This window comes from Marivirga lumbricoides (genome assembly GCF_014636295.1).
Taxonomy (GTDB): Bacteria; Bacteroidota; Bacteroidia; order Cytophagales; family Cyclobacteriaceae; genus Marivirga; species Marivirga lumbricoides.
This window is the reverse complement of the sequence record NZ_BMEC01000003.1, coordinates 446,356-470,532: the sequence shown is the minus strand read 5'-3', so window position 1 is coordinate 470,532 and position 24,177 is coordinate 446,356. Positions and strand designations below refer to the sequence as shown.

At 36.7% G+C, this 24,177-nt stretch carries 22 protein-coding genes; 12 read left to right on the top strand and 10 right to left on the bottom strand.

The annotated features are described in order from the left end of the window. Nucleotides 1-52: 52 nt before the first annotated feature. The 3 genes from IEV85_RS06915 to alaS are packed head-to-tail and all read right to left on the bottom strand — an operon-like array spanning nt 53 to nt 5,287. Nucleotides 53-1,180, bottom strand: coding sequence for a TlpA family protein disulfide reductase (locus tag IEV85_RS06915; RefSeq protein WP_188461581.1), 1,128 nt, complete (start codon nt 1,178-1,180; stop codon nt 53-55). Nucleotides 1,181-1,188: 8 nt separating this feature from the next. Next, nucleotides 1,189-2,649 carry an Asp-tRNA(Asn)/Glu-tRNA(Gln) amidotransferase subunit GatB gene (gatB, locus tag IEV85_RS06910; RefSeq protein ID WP_188461578.1) on the bottom strand — a complete coding sequence of 487 codons (1,461 nt, stop codon included), beginning with the start codon at nt 2,647-2,649 and terminating at the stop codon, nt 1,189-1,191. Between the two features lie 4 nt (nt 2,650-2,653). Next, the gene (gene alaS / locus IEV85_RS06905; protein ID WP_188461576.1) at nt 2,654-5,287 is read right to left on the bottom strand and encodes an alanine--tRNA ligase; all 2,634 of its coding nucleotides are present in this window, start codon (nt 5,285-5,287) and stop codon (nt 2,654-2,656) included. Nucleotides 5,288-5,455: 168 nt separating this feature from the next. On the opposite strand from alaS, the gene IEV85_RS06900 reads away from it, so the two are divergent. From IEV85_RS06900 to dprA, 4 genes are all read left to right on the top strand, one after another. Then, nucleotides 5,456-6,433 (top strand): M23 family metallopeptidase, encoded by a 978-nt coding sequence (locus tag IEV85_RS06900; RefSeq protein WP_188461574.1) that lies wholly within the window; start codon nt 5,456-5,458, stop codon nt 6,431-6,433. Between the two features lie 66 nt (nt 6,434-6,499). Further along, nucleotides 6,500-7,708 carry a CapA family protein gene (locus IEV85_RS06895; protein WP_188461571.1) on the top strand — a complete coding sequence of 403 codons (1,209 nt, stop codon included), beginning with the start codon at nt 6,500-6,502 and terminating at the stop codon, nt 7,706-7,708. Between the two features lie 6 nt (nt 7,709-7,714). Next, nucleotides 7,715-8,050 carry a MerR family transcriptional regulator gene (locus IEV85_RS06890; RefSeq protein WP_188461569.1) on the top strand — a complete coding sequence of 112 codons (336 nt, stop codon included), beginning with the start codon at nt 7,715-7,717 and terminating at the stop codon, nt 8,048-8,050. Between the two features lie 6 nt (nt 8,051-8,056). Then, entirely contained in the window at nt 8,057-9,163 is a 1,107-nt protein-coding gene (gene dprA, locus IEV85_RS06885; RefSeq protein WP_188461566.1) for a DNA-processing protein DprA, read from the top strand. Nucleotides 9,164-9,180: 17 nt separating this feature from the next. On the opposite strand, the gene IEV85_RS06880 is transcribed toward dprA, so the two are convergent. Continuing rightward, nucleotides 9,181-10,737, bottom strand: a complete 1,557-nt coding sequence (locus IEV85_RS06880; RefSeq protein WP_188461564.1) for an alkaline phosphatase D family protein — start codon at nt 10,735-10,737, stop codon at nt 9,181-9,183. A gap of 203 nt (nt 10,738-10,940) precedes the next feature. Here IEV85_RS06880 and IEV85_RS06875 point away from each other — a divergent pair, with 203 nt between their 5' ends. From IEV85_RS06875 to IEV85_RS06855, 5 genes are all read left to right on the top strand, one after another. Next, nucleotides 10,941-11,588: an HAD family hydrolase gene (locus IEV85_RS06875; RefSeq protein WP_188461562.1), complete on the top strand. Its 648-nt coding sequence runs from the start codon at nt 10,941-10,943 to the stop codon at nt 11,586-11,588. 40 nt (nt 11,589-11,628) lie between these two features. Next, entirely contained in the window at nt 11,629-12,252 is a 624-nt protein-coding gene (locus IEV85_RS06870) for a DUF4159 domain-containing protein (RefSeq protein WP_188461635.1), read from the top strand. 84 nt (nt 12,253-12,336) lie between these two features. After that, a complete protein-coding gene (locus tag IEV85_RS06865; protein WP_188461560.1) occupies nt 12,337-12,975 on the top strand; it encodes a hypothetical protein in 639 nt (212 codons plus the stop codon). Next, complete coding sequence (locus tag IEV85_RS06860) at nt 12,962-13,642, top strand: DUF6048 family protein (protein ID WP_188461558.1); 681 nt, start codon at nt 12,962-12,964, stop codon at nt 13,640-13,642. The genes IEV85_RS06865 and IEV85_RS06860 overlap by 14 nt, the downstream gene beginning before the upstream one ends. 93 nt (nt 13,643-13,735) lie before the next feature. Beyond that, nucleotides 13,736-14,161, top strand: a complete 426-nt coding sequence (locus IEV85_RS06855; RefSeq protein WP_188461556.1) for an arsenate reductase family protein — start codon at nt 13,736-13,738, stop codon at nt 14,159-14,161. A 270-nt stretch (nt 14,162-14,431) separates the two neighbouring features. On the opposite strand, the gene IEV85_RS06850 is transcribed toward IEV85_RS06855, so the two are convergent. Further along, the gene (locus tag IEV85_RS06850) at nt 14,432-15,925 is read right to left on the bottom strand and encodes a hypothetical protein (protein ID WP_188461554.1); all 1,494 of its coding nucleotides are present in this window, start codon (nt 15,923-15,925) and stop codon (nt 14,432-14,434) included. After that, nucleotides 15,909-16,457 carry an RNA polymerase sigma factor gene (locus IEV85_RS06845; protein WP_188461552.1) on the bottom strand — a complete coding sequence of 183 codons (549 nt, stop codon included), beginning with the start codon at nt 16,455-16,457 and terminating at the stop codon, nt 15,909-15,911. Before IEV85_RS06845 ends, IEV85_RS06850 begins: the two co-directional genes overlap by 17 nt. A 48-nt stretch (nt 16,458-16,505) precedes the next feature. Here IEV85_RS06845 and IEV85_RS06840 point away from each other — a divergent pair, with 48 nt between their 5' ends. Next, entirely contained in the window at nt 16,506-17,831 is a 1,326-nt protein-coding gene (locus IEV85_RS06840; protein WP_188461550.1) for a type IX secretion system plug protein, read from the top strand. On the opposite strand, the gene cas6 is transcribed toward IEV85_RS06840, so the two are convergent. The 4 genes from cas6 to IEV85_RS06820 form a co-directional block, all read right to left on the bottom strand. Beyond that, nucleotides 17,809-18,588 (bottom strand): CRISPR-associated endoribonuclease Cas6, encoded by a 780-nt coding sequence (gene cas6, locus IEV85_RS06835; protein WP_188461548.1) that lies wholly within the window; start codon nt 18,586-18,588, stop codon nt 17,809-17,811. The genes IEV85_RS06840 and cas6 overlap by 23 nt on opposite strands. A 305-nt stretch (nt 18,589-18,893) precedes the next feature. After that, nucleotides 18,894-19,991 (bottom strand): redox-regulated ATPase YchF, encoded by a 1,098-nt coding sequence (gene ychF / locus IEV85_RS06830; RefSeq protein WP_188461546.1) that lies wholly within the window; start codon nt 19,989-19,991, stop codon nt 18,894-18,896. 12 nt (nt 19,992-20,003) lie between these two features. Next, nucleotides 20,004-21,095: an AI-2E family transporter gene (locus IEV85_RS06825; protein ID WP_188461544.1), complete on the bottom strand. Its 1,092-nt coding sequence runs from the start codon at nt 21,093-21,095 to the stop codon at nt 20,004-20,006. Nucleotides 21,096-21,163: 68 nt separating this feature from the next. Further along, nucleotides 21,164-21,502, bottom strand: a complete 339-nt coding sequence (locus IEV85_RS06820) for a DUF3276 family protein (RefSeq protein ID WP_188461542.1) — start codon at nt 21,500-21,502, stop codon at nt 21,164-21,166. A gap of 138 nt (nt 21,503-21,640) precedes the next feature. Here IEV85_RS06820 and IEV85_RS06815 point away from each other — a divergent pair, with 138 nt between their 5' ends. Next, nucleotides 21,641-22,546: a DUF58 domain-containing protein gene (locus IEV85_RS06815; RefSeq protein ID WP_188461540.1), complete on the top strand. Its 906-nt coding sequence runs from the start codon at nt 21,641-21,643 to the stop codon at nt 22,544-22,546. A 111-nt stretch (nt 22,547-22,657) separates the two neighbouring features. Further along, complete coding sequence (locus IEV85_RS06810; protein ID WP_188461538.1) at nt 22,658-24,073, top strand: MBL fold metallo-hydrolase; 1,416 nt, start codon at nt 22,658-22,660, stop codon at nt 24,071-24,073. The last annotated feature ends 104 nt before the right edge of the window (nt 24,074-24,177 follow it).

Below are 24,177 nucleotides of genomic sequence, written 5' to 3'. Positions count from 1 at the left end.
TTAGATTTTTTCCTAAGCAGGTTTTCAAAATTATTTCTTGTTTCTAAAGAACTTATCCTTCTTCCGGCTGACCATAAATTTCAGCTAATTTTTCATGAAGTTGTTCTCCTCTTAAATTCTTTGCAACAATTTTACCGTCTGGATCAATTAATAAAGAAAAAGGAATGCCTGAAATATTGTACTGTTGCACTATAGGTGTTTGCCAGTATTTCAACTCAGAAATCTGAGTCCACTCCAGTTTATCAGTTTCAATAGCTTGCAGCCAATCCTCTCTTTTTCTATCTAATGAAACCCCTAAAATCTCGAATCCTTCATCTTTATATTTCTGATAGGCTGCCACAATATTGGGGTTTTCTTGTCTGCAAGGTTTGCACCAAGCGGCCCAAAAGTCTACTAAAACATAACCTCCTCTAAAATCCTTCAAGCTCACTGTATCACCTTCCGGGGTTGGCATCGCAAAATCAGGTGCTTCAGCCCCCACCGCGGTAGTTGCCAGGTTATCCATTTGCTCTTTGTAAAATTTAACAATTTCTGACTCCGGATGTGCTTCATGAAGACGCTGAGCTACTGAATTCATGAATTCAAAATCTTCATTTGGATTGAAGAAGTTCATCCCCTGAATTACAGCTATCGAAGGAAGCATAGTCTCTATTTTCTGCTTTATCTGTTCCTTTTTCTTCTCTTGCATTAGAAGAAAATCGTCCTGAATATTCTTCATTCTTTCTTCATCCTTGGCATCTCTGGCATTGATGAAATCTGAATTTATTTTCTGAATTTCCTCATTCTGCTCTTTTAGCATTTTCTGAATAGTAGCCATATACTCCACATCTTCAGATCCTGTAATTTCCATCTTACCTTCTCGGTCCGAGCCATCTGCTACTACATTCAAGTCCTCATCATGAACCGCTAATGTTGCTAACTGCGTGTTATAAAAGTTAATCTGATAAAATTCAGGCGATTTAGTTTCCACAGAAACAATAAAAGAATTTTTATCATCTAAAGTAATGGTATCAACAACCTCTCTGTTACCTCCGGAAAGCTTGGCAAGTGTGATAATACCATTAGCTTTAGGGTTCTCCACAGTTCCTGAAATATTTACCGCTCCACCCTCTTTCTTAGTTTCGCAAGCAACAATAATTAACATGGCAAATACTGCCACTATTCCTCTTTTTAACATCATATTTTATTTTAGTCTAATGTTTGTTTTAATAACTGACTGGCAATTTTAGGATCTGCCTTTCCCTTACTTTTTTTCATTACTTCGCCCATAAATAGTCCCATAAGTCCTTTTTTGCCGGACTTATATTCCTTCACTTTAGCACTCATCTCTGTCAGTACTTCATCAATTATGGGTTGAATACTATCTGATGAGCTATCCTGTAGCAGGTTTTCAGCTTTCGCAATGCTTTCAGCATCCTTTTCCAGACTTTGGACCATCAAAGGAAAAATCCGCTGCGAGGCAGCTGTATTGCTTACCTTACCCTCATCTACCAGCTTGATTAAACCTGCTAATTTAGCTGGTGTTACTGGGAAATTTTGCATGGTTAAACTATGCTCATTCAAATAAGACTTCACTGTACCCATCATCCAGTTAGAAGCTGCCTTATAATTTGTTGCTTCCTCACACAACGATTGAAAGTAGAGCGCTATTTCTTTTGTATCAGTTAATACTAGAGCATCATATTCAGGTAAGCCAAATTCCTTAGTAAACTTTAAAACCAACTCCCTCGGCAAAGCAGGCATTTCAGCTTTTACTCTGGCAATCCAGTCCTCATCAACGATCAAAGGAGATAAATCCGGTTCTGGAAAATACCGATAATCGTTTAAATCTTCCTTACTTCTTAAACTTGAGGTAGTTCCTGTAGCAGCATCAAAATCTCTGGTTTCAGAAGTAATCAACTCACCTTTTTCTATCAACTTGATTTGCCTGGTTACTTCGTGATCAATAGCGCGCTGTACATTTCTGATAGAATTCATATTCTTCACTTCTACTTTACTTCCATATTCTGCAGCATCATTTAGCATAACAGAAATGTTGGCATCGCACCGTAAAGAACCTTCTTCCATATTGCCATCACAAATTTCAAGATACCTTACCAACCTGCGGACTTCAGTGAGGAAGGCATAGGCCTCATCTGAGGATCGGATAACAGGCTCCGTAACTATTTCTATCAGTGGGACTCCTGCTCTGTTATAATCTACCAGGGTGTCCGTTTCACCATCCAAATGAATAGATTTCCCGGCATCTTCCTCCATATGGATTCTATTCAGTTGCACAGGTTTTTCCTCAATTGCCCCCTTAGGTTTTATCCAAACCTGCCCGTTTTTACAAATAGGAGCCTTATCTTGTGTTAATTGATATCCTTTTGGTAAATCAGGATAGAAATAATTTTTTCTGGCGAATATATTAACCTCTGTTATATCACAATTACACGCAAGCCCCATTTTAATAGCATAATCTATCGCTCTTTTATTGGCTTTTGGTAAAGTACCCGGATGCCCCAGGCTAATTACACTAATATTGGTATTCGGTGAAGCACCATATGCTGTAGAATCCGAGCAATACATTTTACTTTCTGTAAGTAACTGGGCATGTACCTCCAAACCAATTACTACCGTATATTTATTTCTTACAGATTCTTCTAACATAACTTTATAGTATCTCCTGACTCATTTCTTTTGCCTGTCTTACTACATCGGCAAGTCCTATCAGCTTCTTGCCTCCTGCTGTAGCAAAGAAAGCCTGTCCTCCTCCACCGCCTTGAATATTTTTAGCCAGTTCCCTCACAATATTACCCGCATTTATATTTTTTGAGGCTACGAGTTCTTCAGAAACCACTACTGAAATTTGTGGCTTTCCATCCACATCACAAGCTAGAACGGCAAATAAAGGATTTAATTCGTTTTTAAGTTCAAAAGAAAGCTTTTTTAAGGCATCAGCATTGGGCAATTGAATAGAATCAATTACCACATTTACTTCATTAATTTTCTCTGCACTTTTAATTAATTCCTCTTTAAGCTGCCCTGATTGCTTAGATTGCTCCTTATCTAAAGCCTTCTGAAGCTCTGCCTTTTCTTTTAGCAATTGTTCTACCGCTAAAGATAAGTCTGCAGGATGTTTTAACAAATCATTTACCTGCCTTAAAACATTTTGCTGCTCTAGCACATATTCTTCTGCTTTATCAGCCGTGTAAGCTTCTATTCTTCTGATCCCGGCAGCCACTGAAGACTCGGCAACAATTTTGAAGAACCCAATATTACCAGTTGCACTTACATGCACACCTCCGCACAGTTCTACTGAATATTTTGGATCGAAAGTAATCACACGAACAGTATCACCATATTTCTCCCCGAATAAGGCCATTGCTCCCTTTGCTTTTGCTTCTTCTATCGGTAAATCTCTATCTTCCTGACGCGTGATGTTTTCTCTTATTTTAGCATTTACTATTTTCTCCACTTTCATCAGCTCTTCCTCAGTCATTTTTGAGAAATGAGAAAAATCAAAGCGAAGGATTTTATCAGAAACCAATGAACCCTTTTGCTGAACATGGTCTCCTAAAACCTGCCTTAGTGCCGCATGCAAAAGATGGGTAGCAGAGTGATTATAAACTATTTTCTCCCTTCTTTCCTGATCTACTACTGCTTTAACAGGCAATTTTACATCAGATGGTAATTTGTCCACAAAGTGAACTATCAAATCATTTTCCTTTTTGGTATCCAGCACGTTTACTGTGTCATTACCAATTTTTAAAAATCCTGTATCGCCTACCTGGCCCCCACTCTCAGCATAGAAAGGTGTACGGTCCAACACTACCTGGATCTGGTTTCTACCTTTCGTTTTAACATTTCTGTATCTTAAAATATTGGCATCTGATTCTAAGTGGTCGTAGCCAAGAAATTCAACCTCTGATCCTTCTCTCACTATCTCCCAATCTCCGGTCTCCATTTTGGCAGCAGATTTAGATCGATCTTTCTGTTTAGCCATTTCCTGCTGAAAACCTTCTTCATCTACACTAAGGCCATTTTCTTTGGCAATCAAAGCAGTTAAATCCAATGGAAAGCCATAAGTATCGTACAATTCAAAGGCAATAGCACCTGATATGAGGCTCTCCTTTTTAGTACTTAAATCTGCCTTTATAGTCTCCAGCCTTCTCAAACCGTTTTCAAGTGTTCTTAAAAAAGCTGTTTCTTCTTCTTTAATTACCTTCTCTACCAATTCCTGTTGTGCAATTAGCTCTGGGAATACATCTTCAAACTGCTTAGCTAAAACTTTTACCAGCTGAAAGAGAAATGGCTCCTTTAAATCAAGGAAAGTATAGCCATACCTTACAGCTCTTCGCAAAATTCTTCTGATTACATAACCTGCTTTGTTGTTAGAAGGCAACTGACCGTCAGAAATAGATAAAGCGATGGCCCGGATGTGATCCACACATACTCTGAAAGCTACATCCTGCTTCAGTAACTCTCCATATTTTTTACCTGAAACATTGCTCAGCTCTTCAATTAATGGAGTAAAAACATCTGTATCATAGTTTGATTTTTTACCCTGAATAGCCATGCAAAGCCTTTCAAAACCCATTCCGGTATCAACATGCTGGGCCGGCAGGTTCTTTAAGCTACCGTCCGCTAACCTGTTATACTGCATAAAAACCAGGTTCCAAATCTCTACTACTAAAGGGTGATCATTGTTTACCAGATCTCTTCCTCCAATCTGTGCTATTTCTTCTTCAGTTCTTAAGTCTATATGTATTTCAGAACATGGTCCGCAAGGTCCTGTTTCTCCCATCTCCCAGAAATTATCCTTTTTATTTCCATTAATGATGCGCTCTTCCGGCACTAGTTTCTTCCAAAAATCGAAAGCTTCCTGATCAAATTTCAAACCTTCCGACTTATCACCTTCAAAAACAGAAACGTACAGTCTGTCTTTCGGAAGCTTATAGACCTCTGTTAATAATTCCCACGCCCAATTAATAGCCTCTTCTTTAAAATAATCTCCGAAGGACCAGTTACCCAACATTTCAAACATGGTATGATGGTAGGTATCATGCCCTACTTCCTCCAAATCATTATGCTTCCCGGAAACACGAAGGCATTTTTGAGTATCAGTAACTCTTTTACTGTCCGCCTCCTTATTTCCCAGGAAAAAATCTTTAAATTGATTCATTCCTGCGTTGGTAAACATCAATGTCGGATCATTTTTAATTACCATTGGAGCAGAAGCTACTATTTTATGCTCTTTATTTTTGAAGAAATTTAGAAATTTCTTACGTATCTCACTAGAAGTCATGGAGTAGTATGTTTGTATTTAATGTTTTACTTTAAATATAATTATGTATATTTGCTTCAAATAATACGTTCTGGATGAAAAACATTGATTTTTCTAGAACCTTTATGCAATTTTGCGACTTAATATTCAGTTCACAAAATTAGAAGTTTTTAACTAGTCTAAAACAGGATGGCAAAAATTAAATATTACTACGATACCGAAACTTGCAGATACGAGCGGGTAAAAGTATCAAAGTGGGACATCTTCCTTAACTTATTAGGTTTCCTATCTGTTTCTCTCATTTTGGCAATTGGTATTATAGCCATTTTTAATTCCTACTTCGATTCTCCAAAAGAAGCACAACTTAAAAAAGAAAATAAAGAGCTTCAGTTCTATTACGAAATGATGGAAAAAGAAGTGAAAAATGTGCAAAAAGTATTGGCATCTCTTCAGGAAAGAGATGATGAAGTTTATAGAAATATAATGGGTACCGAGCCTATCCCTAACAGCATCAGACAAGCAGGAGTTGGCGGTACTGAAAGATATAAAAACATTATTGAGAGCGACTTAGAAAGAGAAAAACTGATCCTTGAAATGATGTCTGACTTGGATAAGGTGAAGAAGCAAATGTATATTCAAACAAAATCCTATGATGAGATTTTGGAAATGGCTAAAAATAAAGAGAAGATGCTAGCTTCTATTCCTGCCATTCAGCCTATTCCTAACAAAGAGCTGAAAAGACTGGCTTCAGGGTTCGGGATGAGAATGCACCCTATCTTAAAAGTAGTAAGAATGCATGAAGGCTGTGATTTTTCTGCGCCAAGAGGCACTCCTATTTATGCAACAGGTGATGGTAAAGTGATTAAGGTCTCTACCACATTCGGAGGTTTTGGTAAGCTGGTTGTAATTGATCACGGATATGGTTTTGTCACCAAATATGCGCACATGTCATCTTTTAATGTGAAAGAAGGTGACAAAGTAAAAAGAGGTGATTGCATTGGCTTTGTGGGTTCAACAGGAACCTCAACGGCACCACACCTTCATTATGAAATTCATAAGGAAGGCAAAGTAATTAATCCAATTCATTATTTCTATCAGGATGTAACTGATGGCGAGTATGAAAAATTACTTGAGTTATCAACTATAGAAAATCAATCATTAGGTTAAGATTCCTGAAAATATTTAGATTTGAAAAGCGGTCTTCTGGCTGCTTTTTTTTTCAATTTTTTTATTATGCTGAAAAATTTTTTTACTTTCATTGCCATTGGCTTATCGCTTGCAGCCTGTAAAACTGCTCAGAAGAGTCCGCAGTCTGACGATCAGCCATCTCCCAGGGTTTCTGAAACCCTGAAACCGGATAGTATTCAACAGCAGCAGGATAGCCTGGAGGTAGCCATAGTAATTGATAGCACAAAATTTCAGGACTCTGTAAGAATTAGTGTTTATCCTTTAAAGCCTGACACCATCAGTATTATTGGAGTGGGGGATATTATGATAGGCACCAACTTTCCCAACACCTCTTACCTTCCTTCAGATTCAGGAAAATATATGCTAGCGGGGGTTAAATCTGTATTGCAAGATGCTGATTTAACTTTTGGTAACCAGGAGGGTGTAATTTTAAACGAGGGAGGAGTACAAAAAAACTGCTCTAACCCCGATGTATGCTACCTTTTTAGAAGTCCGGAGTATTTGGCTAAACATTACGTGGATGCAGGTTTTGATTTAATGAGCTTAGCCAACAACCATGCTGGAGATTTTGGTGATGCTGGGAGAAAAAACACAATGCGTGTGTTGGAAGAGCTGGGAATTCACCATGCAGGCCAGCTTGCACAGCCTTTTACTATTTTTGAAAAAGACAATATGAAGTACGGCTTTGTGGCCTTCTCTCCCAACACTGGCACACAAAGTATCAATAATCTCACCGAAGCTATAGGAATTGTGAAACATCTTGACAGCCTTTCCGATATAGTAATAGTTTCGTTCCATGGTGGGGCAGAAGGAAAAAGTCATCAGCATGTAACCAGAGAGACAGAAATTTTCTACGGAGAAAACAGGGGAAATGTATACAACTTCTCACATAAAATGATTGATGCAGGTGCTGATGTTATTTTTGGCCATGGACCCCACGTAGCCAGAGCTATAGAAGTGTACAAAAATAGATTTATAGCTTATAGCTTAGGGAATTTTGCCACTTATGGGAGGTTTAATTTACGAGGAGAGAGCGGGCTTGCTCCAATAGTTAAAATCAAAGTAGATGATGAAGGTTACTTTTTAGAGGGGAAAATTATTTCAGCTATACAGGCAGGTGCCGGCATTCCTGAAATTGATAGTGATAATCGTGCTGCTCTTAAAATAAAGGAACTAACTGAAATTGATTTCCCCGAATCGAAAATAATGATTGACCTGAAAGGGAATATTCGCTATCTTCAAAACCAATATTGATATAACGTGCCTTACATAGAAAAAGAAATAGAGAAAAAATACTACACTATTGGTGAAGTAGCTGAGAAATTTGATGTAGCCACCTCTCTTATCCGCTTTTGGGAAGGAGAATTTGATATTATCAAACCTAAAAAAAACAGGAAAGGCAACAGACAATTCACTAAGCAGGATATTGAAAATGTAAAACTTATTTACCACTTGGTAAAAGAGAAAGGTTTTACACTACAGGGCGCTAAAGATATGCTTAAAAATGACGTGCATGCCGTTAAAGACAAAATGGATATGCTTGACTCACTTCGTAACATCAAAAACTTCCTTTCGGAAATAAGAGAGAAATTATAAGTGCTAATGGATGCAGAAAAACATGCTTTACTCACACTGCATCTTATTCCTAAAATAGGGAATGTAATTATAAAAAACCTGATTAGCTATGCCGGATCGGCTGAAGCTGTGCTTCAATTACCGAAATCGAAACTGATAAAAATTCCCGGCATTGGTAATCAAACTGCAGAAAACATTTTAAGCAGGGAAATTTCAGAAAAAGCTTCCAATGAATTTTTGAAAGCTGAAAAAGCAGACGTAAAAATTATTAGCTACCTGGAAAAGGATTATCCTTACAGATTAAATCAAATTCCTGACGCCCCTCCTTTAATTTATACAAAAGGATTTTTCCCTCCTAAAGAAAATAAGCCTACGATAGCCATTATTGGCACCAGAAATGCTACTGAGTACGGAAAGAAGCTTACAGAAGAGATTATTTCCACCTTAGCCCCACTTGATCCTATCATCCTCAGCGGATTAGCTTATGGAATTGATATCCATGCGCATAGAAGTGCCCTTAAGAACAATCTGAGTACTTTTGCTGTAATGGGTTCAGGGATTGATGTTATTTATCCTGCAGCACATAGATCTACTGCCGAGGAAATGCAGCAAAAGGGAGCTTTAATTTCTGAACAAGCTTTCGGTAGCAAACCAGATGCGTTCAATTTTCCGGCCAGGAACCGCATAATTGCAGGAATGGCTGATTTAGTGGTAGTAGTGGAAGCCGCCAAAAAAGGAGGGGCTCTTATCACGGCTGAATTAGCTAATTCATACGACAGAGAAGTTGCTGCATTCCCTGGAAGAGTGCATGATACTTACTCTGAAGGCTGTAATAAATTGATAAAGCAGAACAAAGCTCATTTGGTAGAAACAGCTGAAGATGTTCTATATATCATGAACTGGGAACTGGAAAACCAGGCAACGCTTAAACAGAAAGTGCTTGATCTTGCTTCATTTGAAGAAGAGGAAAGAGAAGTTTTAAATACACTTCTTCAGAACGACAGGGTGCTTCCTATAGATATCATAAGTATAAAAAGCCAGATAAACCTCAACAAACTGGCCTCCATTCTTCTTAACCTTGAATTTCAGGGAATCATAAAATCTCTACCTGGTAAACGATATCAAATCATTTAACCACTTCTTGCTAACTGCTATTCCGCAACTGTTGTAAAATTTCCCAACCTATTAGAATTAGCTCTTACCATCGTTTTTACCACAGCTTTCTCCTTATTACTTCTCTCCTTTGTTGATTCCACATAATGCCATTCTGCTATAGCAGAAGAATCGTTCAGGGTAAGTAAAAGATAGCCATGGTCTCTTAAATTAGCATATTTAAGGTGAGGATTGATGTTGGAATTTACAATCCTTTTTTCATGTGCAGCAACGGAATCTGAGGGTACCCTTTCATCTGAATTGCCTGAATTAACACTGGTGACACCAAATTCAACCGCATAAGCACCAGCCCCATTTTCAGGATTATATTTATCGAAAGGCTTATGAGTGGTTTCAAATGCCCAGGATGAATGTGTATCACCGGTAACAAAAATAACATTGTCAATACTATCTTCCGAAATTATAGAAGCCAGTAAGTTCTGCTCATAGGGATATCCATCCCATGAGTCCAGGTTGAGGTTGAAAGTTTCATACCCCCAATTTAAGTAGGAGAAAATCACCTGATTACCAATTACCTTCCATCTTGCCTCGCTATTCATCAGCTGCTTTTCCAGCCATTGCAGTTGTTCATCCCCTAACATTGTTTGCACAGTATCTTTTAAAGTGGGGTCTTCTAAACTCTCAGCAGGGGCTGTTCGTCCTGCCAATCTTTCGTCCAGCATAATAAGATCCACCAAATTCCCATAGCGAAATTTTCGATAAAGCGGATCTACCTGACGCACTGGAATCCATTCGTAATAAGTCTGTACCGCTGCTTTTTTTCTTTCATCGTAATCCCCTTCCTCTTCCTGATGGTTTTGTGCACCACTTTTATAAGCGTTATTTGCAATTTCATGATCATCCCACACAGTGATAAACGGATGATTTGTGTGCACCTCCCGCAAGTCAGGATCTAATCGATATTGGGAATAACGAGTTCTATAATCTTCTAAAGAGACTATTTCGTGCTCAGGCAGATGGAACCTGCCTGTTGTAGAGTCTCCATAAACCCCGGCTCCATATTCATAAATATAATCTCCAAGATGAATTACCGCATCAAGGTTTTCAATTTCGGCAATATTACCATATGCATTAAAGGGTCCAAACTGATAATTGCTGCAACTTACAACTGCAAACTGTACCTTATCCGCATTTTCAGCTGCAGTTTTAGTAGTTCCGGTCACAGAACTTGCTCCCAATGCATTAAACTTATAAAAATACTTCGTGCCAGGCTGAAGGTCATCCACAATTATTTTAACCGTATAATCTTTAGCAGTATCGGTTTCAAAATCTCCTGTTTGAATGGTTTTTTGAAACATTGAATCTTCAGCCACCTCCCATGTTCCTTTAATAGCCGGCACTTTGGTTTCAGGAGTCACCCTCGTCCAGATGACAACACTTTCAGGGTAAGGATCACCAGAAGCAACGCCATGATAGAAAGGCTTGAGTGAAGCATCTCTTAAATGAGATGTACTCTCTTCAAATATAGGATACTGCTTTTCCGAACTACATGAAAAAGCAACGACAAGGGCGAATAATATGGCATAAAATTTCATACTTAAAAGTAGAAAAAATTTGAATCAGGCAGGAAAAGATATATTTTATCTAATTGTTAAGTTTAAAGTATAATTCACCTTAATAACTCCTGCTATTTTATATTAACTCAGGCAGGCAAAAACAAGAGTTGTTGGGTTCTGTAATTTTAATAGTATTTTTGCTACTAAGTAATATCTTACAAATATTGAAATCTCTTTAGTTAATGATAAACAAAGCACTTATTAATAAGCAGGCCTTCATTTTTGACATGGATGGCGTAATTGTAGATAACATAAACTTCCATATTGATGCGTATAAGGTTTTTCTGAAACAGTTTGGAAAAGATATAACTACAGAATATTTTCAAACACATGTTAATGGAAGAACAATCCAGGAGCTAATTCAGGAACTAAAGCCTGAGGCAGGCAAAGAAGAAATTATGGCCTTATCGGAAGAAAAGGAGAAAATTTACCGGGACCTTTATGCTAAGCACCTTTCCCCTACTCCCGGACTGGAAAAATTTCTTGGCTTAGCTAAAGAACAAGGTATAAAAATGGCAGTTGCTACTTCCGCAATAACCGCTAATGCAGACTTTACTTTAGATGGCTTAGGGATCAGGCATTATTTTGATGTTGTAGTGGATAGCACCATGGTGATAAAAGGAAAGCCGGATCCGCAAATTTATCTGAAAGCAGCCAAATTACTGAATATTTCTCCTTCCGATTGCGTTGTATTTGAGGATGCACTGGCAGGTATAAAATCTGCCAAAGCAGCAGGAATGGAAGTGGTAGGTCTTTATACTTCTCTCAAAAAAGAAGAGCTACCAGAAGGTTTAATTTTAAAAATTAAAAACTTTGAAGAAATTAGTTAATCAATTAAGTATATCAGGTTGCCTCCTATTGAGTTGGTTAATGTTAAACACATTTTCGGCAACTTCACAAAATGTTAAAATTGCAAAGCTAAAATACAATGGTGGCGGTGACTGGTATGCTAACAAAACTGCCTTGCCTAACCTCATTGACTTTTGCAATGAAACTTTAAATACATCCATCAACAATAAAGATTTTGTAGTGGAAGTGGGGAGCAAAGAGCTTTATCAGTATCCTTATATTTACATGACAGGGCATGGGAATGTAGTATTTTCTGATGATGAAGCTGAAAATTTAAGAAATTACCTCATTGCCGGAGGCTTTTTGCATATTGATGATAATTATGGTTTAGATCAGTTTATCAGATTGGAAATGAAAAAAGTTTTTCCAAACCTTAAATTTGTAGAAATTCCTTTCGACCACCCGATTTATCATCAGAAGTATGACTTTGTAAATGGACTTCCCAAAATACATGAACACGATGGCCAACCGGCACAAGGCTATGGTATAGTTTATGAAGGAAGACTGGTGTGCTTTTATTCCTACGAATCCGATTTGGGAAATGGATGGGAGGACAGCAGTATCCATAACGATCCGGAAAGTGTAAGGTTAAAGGCCTTACAAATGGGAGCGAATATTATTAGTTTTGCTTTCCTTCAAGATTAACACGGAAAGTCAGGCTTAATTTTTGTTGTACAAAATCCTTTAACCCGAATAGATTAATAAAATAGAAAATGTAATTTCGTGTCTATGAAATTCTCAGGTGGTATTCTTCTTTCATTTATAGTAATCCTACTTTCACTAAACCTTTCAGGTTGCGAGTCCTGCAAAGATTGTAATCCTGAAAATGCTTATCCTTATTTCAACCTGAAAATTCTTAACAGAACATCACTGGATTCTCTACGCGTAGATAGTTCAGGGTTTGTATCAGAAATTAAATTGCTTGATAGTTTGTTAGCGGATAGAAATAATGCCGCTATTGCGGATTCCTTAACATCAAGAAAAACAGAAGCTACAGATTCTTTAACTTTTGTTAAGAATGTTATCACCACTGTAAAGTCAGGTTTAATCAGTATTGAATCTATTAACAATGAAAGAGACTTGTTTACTAACAGGTTAGGTGGAGATAGTCTTACCTTTTTCCGTATACCTATTGATGGCACCTCCACTGAATCAGAATACTACATTCAGGTAGAACATGCAGATTTCATTAATTATCTTAAAATATCTTATACTTTAAGCGACACAGTCATCAATAATAAAATAACTAAGGCTGCGAAAGGTTTAAAAGTAATTGATTACGAATTCAAATCCATAAGAGGCCCTTATGGTTGTACCCCCGTTTTAGAATGTAGCAGTAATGAACTTGAAATATATGTTGAAATATAAATTTATCTTCTTTTTCATTTTAGCAAGCTGCTTTACTGTTTCCGCACAATCTGTTTCAGATTCCATACCTAAGAAACCACAATTGCTGTTGATAGGTATTTCACCGGACTACCTTAAGCTCCATACTTTATTGCTGGATGAAAGTGAAAAATGGGAAGCTGCAGTAAATTTAACGCTATTGGAGAAAGTATCATTTGTTGGAGAATATGGAATTGCCCAACTTACACCTGAAGATGCATATAAAAATGCTACGTATATATCGGAAGGCAGCTATTTCCGTATAGGAGCAGATTACCACCTTACTGTTATTCCTTCCAATTATTTATTACTGGGAATTCGGTACTCCCGATCCACTTTTGATGAAAGTATAGATTACACTTCTGAAAACCCCATTTTTCCAAATACAAGTGGCTCGATTGACAGAAGCAATTTAACTGCACAGTGGTTTGAATTAGTGATAAGTTCAGAGAAGAAAGTAAAAAGGCTATTTAAAAAGGATATTCCTGACTTCCTATCAGTGGGCTTTAGGTTGAGGCTTAAAAGCTATTTGGATTACGAAGATTTCGAGATATATGAAACAAAGGAAATTCCCGGTTATGGAATGACAAATACTTCCTTGAATCCTGAAATTAATCTTTATCTAAAATTCAGAATCAATCTACTCTAAAGCTGTTTAAGCTAACTTTCCTCAATAATTTCAGCTTTCAGAATTGAGACTTAATTTGAAACTTCATATCGCTTTAGGAGTTAAAAAAGGGATATGGAACATAAAAAGAAGATAGAGATGGAGCTTAAATTCATTTATAATAGCAATCAACTGAAAGAAAGAGAAGCACTTGCCTATATTAAATCACTTGATAAGCACGTAATTAATGAATTGGATGTTCATAAGATGAACATTACTGAAAGCCAATTAGCAGACCTCGCTCGTAAATTAGATGTTGAGGTAGCCGGATTATTAGATGAAGAAAAAGAATACTATCAGGACAACTTAAAAGGAAAAGATTTAAGTGAAAATGACATCCTGGGTATTATTGCATCCCACCCGGAAGTATTAAAAACACCTATTGTATCCTCACATGAATCAGCCACTTTTGTGGGCTCATCGTATGATTTCAATAATATAGATCTGGAATTCAGCTCCAATAAAGGTGAATTATCCAACCCTGATGAAAAAGACAATTAATTGCTCACCATTCGAAAAATGGAAAAACTTTAGCTTAAGCAGATAAACTATTTTATCTGCTTTTTTTATGCTCTTTGTCCTGATAAGCAAAATAAGCACACCTGTTGCCTGTTCGTTTCATATTCAATAACTATGAGTAGGGAAAAGAAATCCTACCAAATTAGCATGTTTTAGTAAGAGGTCTGTACAACAAGTAAACGGAGCGTAATACAACAATCCATTATGATTTTGAAAATCCGGGTGCTGGCTTTTCTAAAAAACTGTATTTAATTAAAACAAATACTGAATACTCATGTCCAGGCTTATAAAATCCGGAGAGCTATTAAAGGTAGCATTATCATTTGTTATGTTCATTAAAGCCTTTTTATAAGTTGGCGTTAAACTGATGGCATAATGCTTAGAAAAAGAGTAACTAAACTCCAGCCCCGCTAACCCACTGTAAAATACTTTTTTGTATGACTGTTTATCATTTTTATCAAAATTGATATCAGAGATCTGGTCACTACCCCCTCTGATAGTATTTTTCAGCAGTAGATCAGCTGTGGCTCCTGACACTAAGGCCATTCCAAACTTACGATCTATAAACTTATAAGAAACTATAAGAGGAACTGATAATATTTGAAAATCATTATAAAAATCGTATTCAGAAGTAACATTTATAATTTTACCTTCTGATAATTCGGTAGCACTACTTGCTCCATGATAGGGGAAAAACTGTTCGCTATTCATATCCCTGATTACAGTACTACTTTCTGATGAAGTACGATAGTTACCAAATTGCAATCCGCTTCTGATCTTCCATCTTTCGTTAATATTAACACCGGCATGAACACCAAAGGTAAGAGAGATATTACTTCTGATTGGGGCAGAACTTAAATCATCTACCACTGCTTTCTCCTGGCTAAAATTCTGAGACACATCACCCCCTAAGGATCTCCCGGCAGACCCAGGAGTATTTAAGGTAGAAAAGTTTGACGAAACCGGGCTGGAAGTGATATTTGAGTTAGGGTTGAAACTACCCGAACCAATATTGAATGATGACTGAAATCCAATATCATTGCTCTTTTTCTCTTTTTTTACTTCACTTACAGCAAAATAAGATACTTCCTCCACCTTAACATCCGCTAAATACACCTCTGAAAACTCATTATTTACAGGCATTCTGGCAGCAAGCTTGTCAAAATCAGCTTCATTTAATTCATTGATTCCTATTAAACTTTCTTCAAAAACAGAACTGGAATTCTCTCCTCTTTCATTTGCTGCTAAAGCAAAGGCTGATCCCTCACCTTCCCTACCGGCTGTATTTTGTTCAAAGGATGATGCTTTTACATCTCTATCTTCTGCAACATTACTATTGCCTTCATTAGAATTTACTTTTGTTTTAGAGTTTTCTTGTAGAGACTGTTTATGTTCTTTTTTATTGTTTGCTACCTGGGGCAAATCATTGGCAGATAATACATCAGATGAATTGTTACTCCTTTTTAATGTACTATTAGACAGATCCGTGATTTCTATTTGAACAGGTTTTATTGTATTTCTAACTCCTTGTAAATTAAAATACAAGGAAACAGCCATAAGTAACAATACAGCTGCAGCAACATTTCTATAAAATATAGCTTTCCTGCGCATTTTTACATTATCCTGCTTAAGCAGTTCAGCCTCTATGCCCTCCCAAACGGCTGAAGAAGGCTGCACCTTCGACTCACCAAATTTCTTTTTAAGAGAATTGTTGAATATATCCTTATCGTTATTGAATTCTTTCATTCCCCCACTTACTTTGCTTTTCTAAATAATCTATTAATAATTTTCTGGCCCTGGAATACTGCGATTTTGAGGTACCTTCACTAATGGACAGCATTTTTGCTATTTCTTTATGCTGATAGCCTTCCACTGCATACAGGTTAAAAATAACCTGACATCCGGTAGGCAAACTCTGCACCAACTCCATCAATTCCTCCACAGCCATATTTTCAACAGAAACTGAACCTAAGCCATCTTTCATATCATCAACATCTACCATAGGGTAGAGATACAGCTTATTACGCTGATGGTTTAAAGCTGTATTGATGATAATTCTTTTAATCCAATAGCCAAGGCTGGATTCTTCCCTGAAATTTTTAATGTATTGGAATACTTTAATAAAACCCTCCTGTAATATATCCTCTGCCTCCTGCGTTGATTTGGAGTATCGCATAGCAACCACCATCATGCCTGAAGCAAATTGCTGATAGAGTTGGTATTGACTCTTCCTGTCACCTTTTTGGCAACCTTTTATAAGTTCTGCGGTTGTTGGCATAATGAAACCCAGCGGATTCTGTTATATTTAGACTCAAATTACAAACTAATGGTTGGAAATCAGAAAAAAATAAAGCAAATAATTTTCTTATTACTCATAGCTATATTAATTAAAGCATGCGTACCACTACAACCTACCACCAGTTCCGGAAGCGATGCCTGGGTAAATTTCCCAACCATAGATTACATCACAACCACTTATTCCGGTAATATTAAAACAGTACAACTGGTTAATTTTAAAGATGGACAACTGATCTCTACCAATAACCCTGTGGTGGAACTCGGTAAAAATCAAAAACTAGTTTTGAGCTTTGATGACCTCAACAGTCAACACCAGGTGTTTCAGGCTAAAATCCTTCATCTTAACAAGGACTGGACAAAAAAAAGCAACTTGTTAGCGATGGACTATCTCTATGATTACAATCAATTTACCATTAGAGATTATGAATATTCCTTTGACACCAAAGTACCTTATGTTCATTATACATTAGAATTGCCCCCCGTTAAAATTTCAGGGAACTACCTTTTAATAGTATATAGGGGTAATAATGAAGAAGACATAGTGCTGAGTGAGCGTTTTATGGTGTATGAAGACAAAGTACAAATAGGCTATAAAATAGTCCCTTCAAATGTTGTATCTCAAAGAAGAACCCATCAGGAAGTTCAGTTTAATGTTTTCTTAAGTGATATTCAGGTCTTAAATGCAGGGTCAGACATCTACCCTATTATAAGGCAAAACAGTAACTGGTTAAATGCTATTCAACCGCCTCCACCTATGAGGCTTACAGATCAAAATAAAAGATTAGTGTACGAGTATTACAATGGTGAGCTCAATTTTCCAGGCATTAATGAATTCAGATTTATTGATCTGACTACAGTAAATTTTACAGGAGCAAATGTTATTGCCATTAATAAAGACAAAACTCCTGTTACGGCTTTAGGCGGTATTGATCAGGCCAGAGGTGCACAGGCTTACAGGGAATGGAATGATAGAAACGGAGGCTTTGTGATTGGCAACAGGGAAAGACAAACCAACGAATTAGTAACTGATTACTTTGAGACTACTTTCCAGTTGGATGTTCCTCAAAAGACGGAAGATATTTACATTATTGGGGAATTCAACAACTGGGAAATTAATGAGAAAAGCAGGATGAAATATGATCCCACTGTCGGGAGATATCTTAATAAATATCTTTTAAAACAAGGATATTATGAATATCTCTATTTCACCAGGCAAGATCCAAATTATGAAATTCCAGGGAACCACATAGATACTGAAAACGAATACGACATTTCAGTGTATTATGCCAATCCACAACTTAGATATGATCAACTAATAGGCTACGTAAAATTTAATTCTCGAGCGGCCCGTTAAAGTAAGGAATAGTTTCGCTACCTGGAACAACAGTTGCTAAATCCAGCATACCAAACCCTTTATCATTGTGCAAGCCTAATCCGCATTCGAATAAAAATTTATGCAATGTTATAGGTGCTCGTAAAACGAAAGGAAAGGTGTACCCTCTCACTTCGTAAGGAACATCATTTTCGTATAATGGATAAACCCTTGAATATTTTTTTCCTGAATCTTCTAACTTTCGGAGGTAATTTTCATCAGGTAAAAATTCGATCTCCTCACCCTCCAACAAATCTGTTTTTTGGTTGATCGCATCAATCAAAAGAGACTTAAACTCAGGTGATGTTGGATGTATAAATCTTTTCGCACTTTCATCTGAAAATTCCGGCTCCAGCAAGATGAGCGGAGAAAGGCAAATGTATTTCATCTCCTCTTCAAAATCAATTTCGGGCTCAAGTTCAACGCTGAAAGGAATGATAGAAAGCCCATTTAATTTTACCTCCGGCAATGAAAACAAAGACTTAATAATATCATCTATAAAATCTTTATCCTGACAAGAAAACACCAAAGTTATTTTTGAGCTGTAAAAGTGCAACCCGGTTTTACTTACTGTAGTTTGTCCTTTAAGACCGGAAAAATTAAAATGTTTGAAATCGTTATACGCTTCATTTCCACATTTTTTAATCAAGCCTCGGAAGAATCTGAACAAATAGTACTGATGGTGAAAAGGAACAGATGCTCCTTTATCCTTATTTTTAAATATTAATCGAACTCTCAAAATCAATCATTTTAGGTAAGTGATACTAATAGATGAAGAGGTTTGTTTAAAAATTCATCGAAAAACTTCAAAAGTTGCTTTTTGCATGAGTATTAAACCTCAAATTTTAACTTAAAAACTTAGGAATTAAAAAAGAACATGCAAAATATAATTTAAACCATATTTATTTTTAAACCACTAAACTAAAAAAGAGAATCCAAAAGAGCCAGATAATAGCAGCTTTTAAATTCTCTTCTAATTTTTAAGCTCCTGTTGGGGAGATACGAAATTTGGTTAAAAGGCGGATTTACGTTTTCATCAACTCTTTAAACATTAAATCTAAAATGCATAATATCACCATCTTTCACAACATATTCTTTACCTTCAATGGCAATCTTTCCAGCTTCTTTACAAGCTAGCTCTGTGCCATATTTCTCATAATCGGTCAGTTTAATCACCTCTGCTTTAATAAAGCCCTTTTCAAAATCGGTATGGATAACTCCCGCAGCCTGCGGTGCTTTCCAGCCTCTTTTAATTGTCCAGGCACGCACTTCCTGTACCCCTGCTGTAAAATAGGTTATTAAATCCAGAATAGAATACGAAGCACGAATTAATTTGTTCAACCCGGATTCTTTCAATCCATATTCGGATAAGAACATTTCCTTTTCTTCAGGCTCATCAAACTCTGCAATCTGAGCTTCAATAGCAGCACTTACAACAATCACCTCAGCGCCTTCATCCTTCACATATTCCTTAAATTTATTGACCCACTCATTACCAGAAACTGCTGAACTTTCCTCCACATTAGTTGCATATATAACAGGCTTATCAGTTAGCAGCATTAAATCTCTGATTGGCTCTTTTTCATCCTTGGTAAAATCTAAAGTCCTGGCATTTTTACCTGACTCCAGGGTTTCCTTATATTTATTCAGGATATTAAGCTCATTCTTTGCTTTTGCATCGCCTGTTTTAGCTATTTTCTCAACTTTCTGAATCTTCTTCTCAACCGACTCAAGATCTTTTAGCTGAAGTTCAGTGTCTATTATATCTTTATCAGCAATAGGGTTTACTCTACCTGCTACATGGGTAATATTATCATCTTCAAAACAACGAACCACATGCACAATGGCATCAACCTCCCTAATATTGGCCAAAAATTTATTCCCTAATCCTTCACCTTTACTTGCTCCTTCCACCAGGCCAGCGATATCCACAAATTCAATAATTGTAGGCACCACTTTATTTGGCTTCACTAATTTTTCCAATACCTGTAACCTCTCGTCAGGCACACTGATAACCCCTACGTTCGGCTCTATTGTACAAAAGGGGAAATTTGCTGCTTCAGCTTTAGCATTGGACAATGCATTGAATAAAGTAGATTTGCCCACATTTGGCAAACCAACGATACCACATCTTAAACCCATGAATAATCTTATTTAATTTTGAAAAATCTTATACTGCTTATATCCTTTATACAATTCAATAAATACCACACGAATAATTGTATAAACAGGAATGGCAGCTATCATGCCTACCACTCCAGCCAAGGATGCGCCTGCAAAGATAATAACAAATATTTCTAAAGGATGCGCTTTTACGCTTTTTGAAAAAATGAGAGGTTGCAACAGAATATTATCAGTGATCTGCACTACAGAGAATACTGAAGCAATCTTAATAACCAGTATTAATAATTCGTTGTTAAATTCAAAAATACCCCCTGTAGTTACTCCTACCACAATTCCGAATGAAGCACCTAGTAACGGCCCTGCATAAGGAATTAAATTTGCTACTGCTGCAAAAACTGCAATTGTAATAGCATATTTAATACCAAGTATGCTAAGCCCTACAGAGGCTATTGTAAAAATTGAAATCATTTGAAATAACAGGCCCAGTAAATAGTTGGAAAGTAGCTTTTCAATTTTGTAGATAGCACCAATTGAAACCTCAAAATACTTATTAGGAATAATGGATATAATACGCCTCCTCAAAAGCCCTTTTTCATAAAGCATGAAAAATGTAATAAACGAAACAGCTAAAACTGCCACAAATAAACTACCGGTAAAGGAGATGAGGTTATTAATCAATAAACTGAAATCCACTGACTGAAAAAATCTAAACAAGTTTTCCCTTAAGCGATCTATGATAAACCCTTCTTCATTAAGATTAGGCAATGAGGCTATAAGAAAATCTTCAACAGCTTTAATGGGTTCTGATAACCTGGCATATAAGCCATTGTAGTCCAGTTGGCTTAGTATTTGAATTTGTTCCGAGACCAGCGGAATGAAAAGACCAATAAACAGGGCTACAAATCCCAAAAAAATGGAAAATGCAATAATGATTACTACTGACTTCGGAAGCTTGTACCCATAAAAATACAGGCTGTTAAGATAATTGGTCAGAGGTCTTAGAATAGTTGCTAAAATCAAAGAAATAACAACGTAAATAAGAATATCTGCAAATAGTATTCCTATTATATAGAGGAGAAGTATTCCACCCAGCAGGTAGAAAATAGGTCTTAGTCTGTTCACAGCACTAAGTTAATATTAAAAGAAGAGAATTAAAGCTCCTGGCTAAAAAGGAGCTTTATTAATTTCTATTACTTCCAGGATAATTCGTCATTATCATCCTCTTCGCCATTCTCATCATAGTCTCTGTCAAACTGAGTAAAATCAAATTCCGGCATTAATTCAGTTTTGATATGATCAACAGATTCGTTCAAAGCAGCCATGAATTTATTAAAATCTTCCTTATAGAGAAATATTTTATGCTTCTCATAAGTGAAGCCATCCTCTTTGTATTTCCTTTTACTCTCAGTAATAGTTAAATAATAATCGTTTGATCTTGTAGTTTTTACATCAAAAAAGTATGTTCTCTTTCCTGCCCTTACTCTTTTTGAAAAAATCTCTTCTTGTTCTCTTTCCATGTGCTCTTTCACTTTCTCTTACGCTGATAAATTAGGTTGTTTCTTTATTAATGAATTTAAATATAGTATAATCAATTTCATATTTGCAAATTGTGTTCGGTTATTTGCAAAAACATAACTTTAGCAAAATATAAAAAGGGAAGAAAAAGGATGGATATATCGTTGGAAAAATTACCTGAAATACCTGCATTGGATCTACTGGCTAAGCAACTGGTGGAAGGTTTTATTACCGGTTTGCATAAATCTCCCTTCCATGGTTTCTCAGTTGAGTTTGCTGAACACAGGCTATACAATACTGGGGAAAGCACCCGCCATATAGATTGGAAGGTATATGCTAAAACTGACAGGTTATACACTAAAAGATATGAAGAAGAAACCAACTTAAGAGCCTACATACTGTTGGACAGCAGTTCTTCCATGTATTACCCGGAGAAAAATTACGGAAAAATCCGGTTTAGCATACTGGCAGCTGCCGCCCTGGCTTATCTGCTACAAAAACAACGCGATGCGGTTGGCTTAATCACTTTTTCAGACAAAATAAATACGTTTACGGAGGTAAAATCAACCAATGCACACCTGCAGAATATCTTTATCATTCTGCAAAATTTACTACAACAGGAGCCCAAAAAGGAAGTTACGGAGTTAAGTGAAACTCTTCATTTGGTAGCCGAGAAAATTCACAGGCGATCTTTAGTGATTATTTTTAGCGACCTAATGACGAAAGCCGATCAGCTGGAGGATTTCTTCAAATCAATACAACATATTAAACACAATAAACATGAAGTATTATTTTTCCAGGTGAATGATCCTGCCACAGAGCTGGAGTTTGAAATGGAAGACAGGCCTTATCTGTTTGAAGATCTTGAGAGCGGTGAACAAATGAAGCTGAACCCCAACCAGGTGAAAAGCTGGTATAAAGAAAAAACAGAAGCCTACTACCAGGAAATTGAGATGAAATGCCATCAGTATAAAATTGACTTAACCCGTGTTAATATTAATGATGATTTACAAAAGGTATTGGCCGGCTTTCTTATTAAAAGAGGAAAAATGAAGTAATTTTGAACTTTATTAAAGCGGAAAAAAGCAGGCAATGTAACAATGGTTACAATCAAAAGAATGAGCCCTGCTTATCTTTACACGCAATTAAAGAGATAAAAATTTAAGATTATGCATATAGAACAAATATATACAGGATGTTTAGCACAAGGTGCTTATTATATTGAAAGTAATGGTGAAGCAGCTATTGTTGATCCTCTAAGAGAGTCCGCTCCTTATATTGCCAAAGCGGAAAAAAGAGATGCTAAAATTAAATACATTTTTGAAACGCACTTCCACGCTGATTTTGTATCAGGACATGTAGATTTAGCTCAAAAAACCGGTGCAACTATCGTGTATGGCCCCGGGGCTAAAACAGACTTTAAATTACATGAAGCAAAAGATGGCGAGGTATTTCAATTAGGGAATATTAAAATAAAAGTACTCCATACACCAGGCCATACGCTGGAAAGCGCTACTTTCCTCTTAATTGATGAAGAAGGAAAAGAAAAAGCTATTTTCAGTGGTGATACGCTATTTATTGGCGATGTAGGACGACCTGATCTTGCTCAAAAAGCAGGAAGCATTACACAGGAAGATTTGGCAGGCATGTTATATGATAGCCTTCGCAATAAGATAATGACTTTACCTGACGATGTAGTGGTTTATCCGGCTCACGGTGCCGGTTCTGCCTGTGGAAAAAATATGAGTAAAGAAACTACTGATTTGCTCGGCAACCAAAAGAAAAGCAACTACGCTTTGCGGGCTGATATGAGCAAGGAGGAATTTATAAAAGAAGTAACCGATGGGCTGTTGCCTCCTCCACAATATTTTGCTCAAAATGTAGCAATGAACAAGTCTGCCAGTACAAGTGGGTTAGATAGCATTTTGGAAAAAGGAAACGTAGCTTTAGATGTAGCCACTTTTGAAAGTATTGCCAACCATGAAGGCGCTTTGGTTCTTGACACCAGACATCAGAACGCATTTGAAAAAGAACATATTCCAAACGCTATATTCATTGGCATTGATGGCAGCTTTGCTCCGTGGGTAGGTGCCCTTATCCCGGATTTGCAACAACCTATTATTTTCGTTGCTGAAGAAGGCAGAGAAGAAGAAATAGTAACCCGTTTATCAAGAGTTGGTTACGATAATACTTTAGGGTATTTAAAGGGAGGAATAGAGGCATGGAAAACTGAAGGCAAAGAAGTTGAACACGTCAAGTCTATTTCTGCCGAAAACTTTGCCATAAACTACAAGCAAAATCAATTAAATGTAGTAGACGTGAGAAAGCCAAGTGAGTTTGAAGCGGAACATGTAAAAGATGCTGAAAACCTGCCTTTAGATTTCATCAACGAAAACTTCAGTCATTTAGAAAATGATAAACCATATCATATCCATTGCCAGAGTGGATACCGATCAATGATTGCTGCTTCTATTTATAAGGCACGAGGATTGCACAATATAGTAAATATTTCAGGTGGTATTAAAGCTGTGCTTGAAACAGATGTACCTACCACTGAATATGTTTGTCCTTCCACTTTAAAATAATTGATTTATTAAGTCAGGTAGATGATTTCTACCTGACTTAACTCTCCCTTTTCATGCTCTCATGTGTACGATATTCATCAATGCAAATGGATATTCGGAGTGAT

Coding starts and splice junctions, on each gene's coding strand:
- alaS (WP_188461576.1), bottom strand. CDS start 5,287: ATGACTTCTAGTGAGATACGTAAGAAATTTCTAAATTTCTTCAAAAAT.
- dprA (WP_188461566.1), top strand. CDS start 8,057: ATGGATGCAGAAAAACATGCTTTACTCACACTGCATCTTATTCCTAAA.
- IEV85_RS06880 (WP_188461564.1), bottom strand. CDS start 10,737: ATGAAATTTTATGCCATATTATTCGCCCTTGTCGTTGCTTTTTCATGT.
- IEV85_RS06860 (WP_188461558.1), top strand. CDS start 12,962: ATGTTGAAATATAAATTTATCTTCTTTTTCATTTTAGCAAGCTGCTTT.
- IEV85_RS06895 (WP_188461571.1), top strand. CDS start 6,500: ATGCTGAAAAATTTTTTTACTTTCATTGCCATTGGCTTATCGCTTGCA.
- IEV85_RS06900 (WP_188461574.1), top strand. CDS start 5,456: ATGGCAAAAATTAAATATTACTACGATACCGAAACTTGCAGATACGAG.
- IEV85_RS06850 (WP_188461554.1), bottom strand. CDS start 15,925: ATGAAAGAATTCAATAACGATAAGGATATATTCAACAATTCTCTTAAA.
- IEV85_RS06855 (WP_188461556.1), top strand. CDS start 13,736: ATGGAACATAAAAAGAAGATAGAGATGGAGCTTAAATTCATTTATAAT.
- ychF (WP_188461546.1), bottom strand. CDS start 19,991: ATGGGTTTAAGATGTGGTATCGTTGGTTTGCCAAATGTGGGCAAATCT.
- IEV85_RS06865 (WP_188461560.1), top strand. CDS start 12,337: ATGAAATTCTCAGGTGGTATTCTTCTTTCATTTATAGTAATCCTACTT.
- IEV85_RS06915 (WP_188461581.1), bottom strand. CDS start 1,180: ATGATGTTAAAAAGAGGAATAGTGGCAGTATTTGCCATGTTAATTATT.
- IEV85_RS06840 (WP_188461550.1), top strand. CDS start 16,506: ATGGTTGGAAATCAGAAAAAAATAAAGCAAATAATTTTCTTATTACTC.
- IEV85_RS06875 (WP_188461562.1), top strand. CDS start 10,941: ATGATAAACAAAGCACTTATTAATAAGCAGGCCTTCATTTTTGACATG.
- gatB (WP_188461578.1), bottom strand. CDS start 2,649: ATGTTAGAAGAATCTGTAAGAAATAAATATACGGTAGTAATTGGTTTG.
- IEV85_RS06810 (WP_188461538.1), top strand. CDS start 22,658: ATGCATATAGAACAAATATATACAGGATGTTTAGCACAAGGTGCTTAT.
- IEV85_RS06845 (WP_188461552.1), bottom strand. CDS start 16,457: ATGCCAACAACCGCAGAACTTATAAAAGGTTGCCAAAAAGGTGACAGG.
- IEV85_RS06815 (WP_188461540.1), top strand. CDS start 21,641: ATGGATATATCGTTGGAAAAATTACCTGAAATACCTGCATTGGATCTA.
- IEV85_RS06870 (WP_188461635.1), top strand. CDS start 11,629: ATGTTAAACACATTTTCGGCAACTTCACAAAATGTTAAAATTGCAAAG.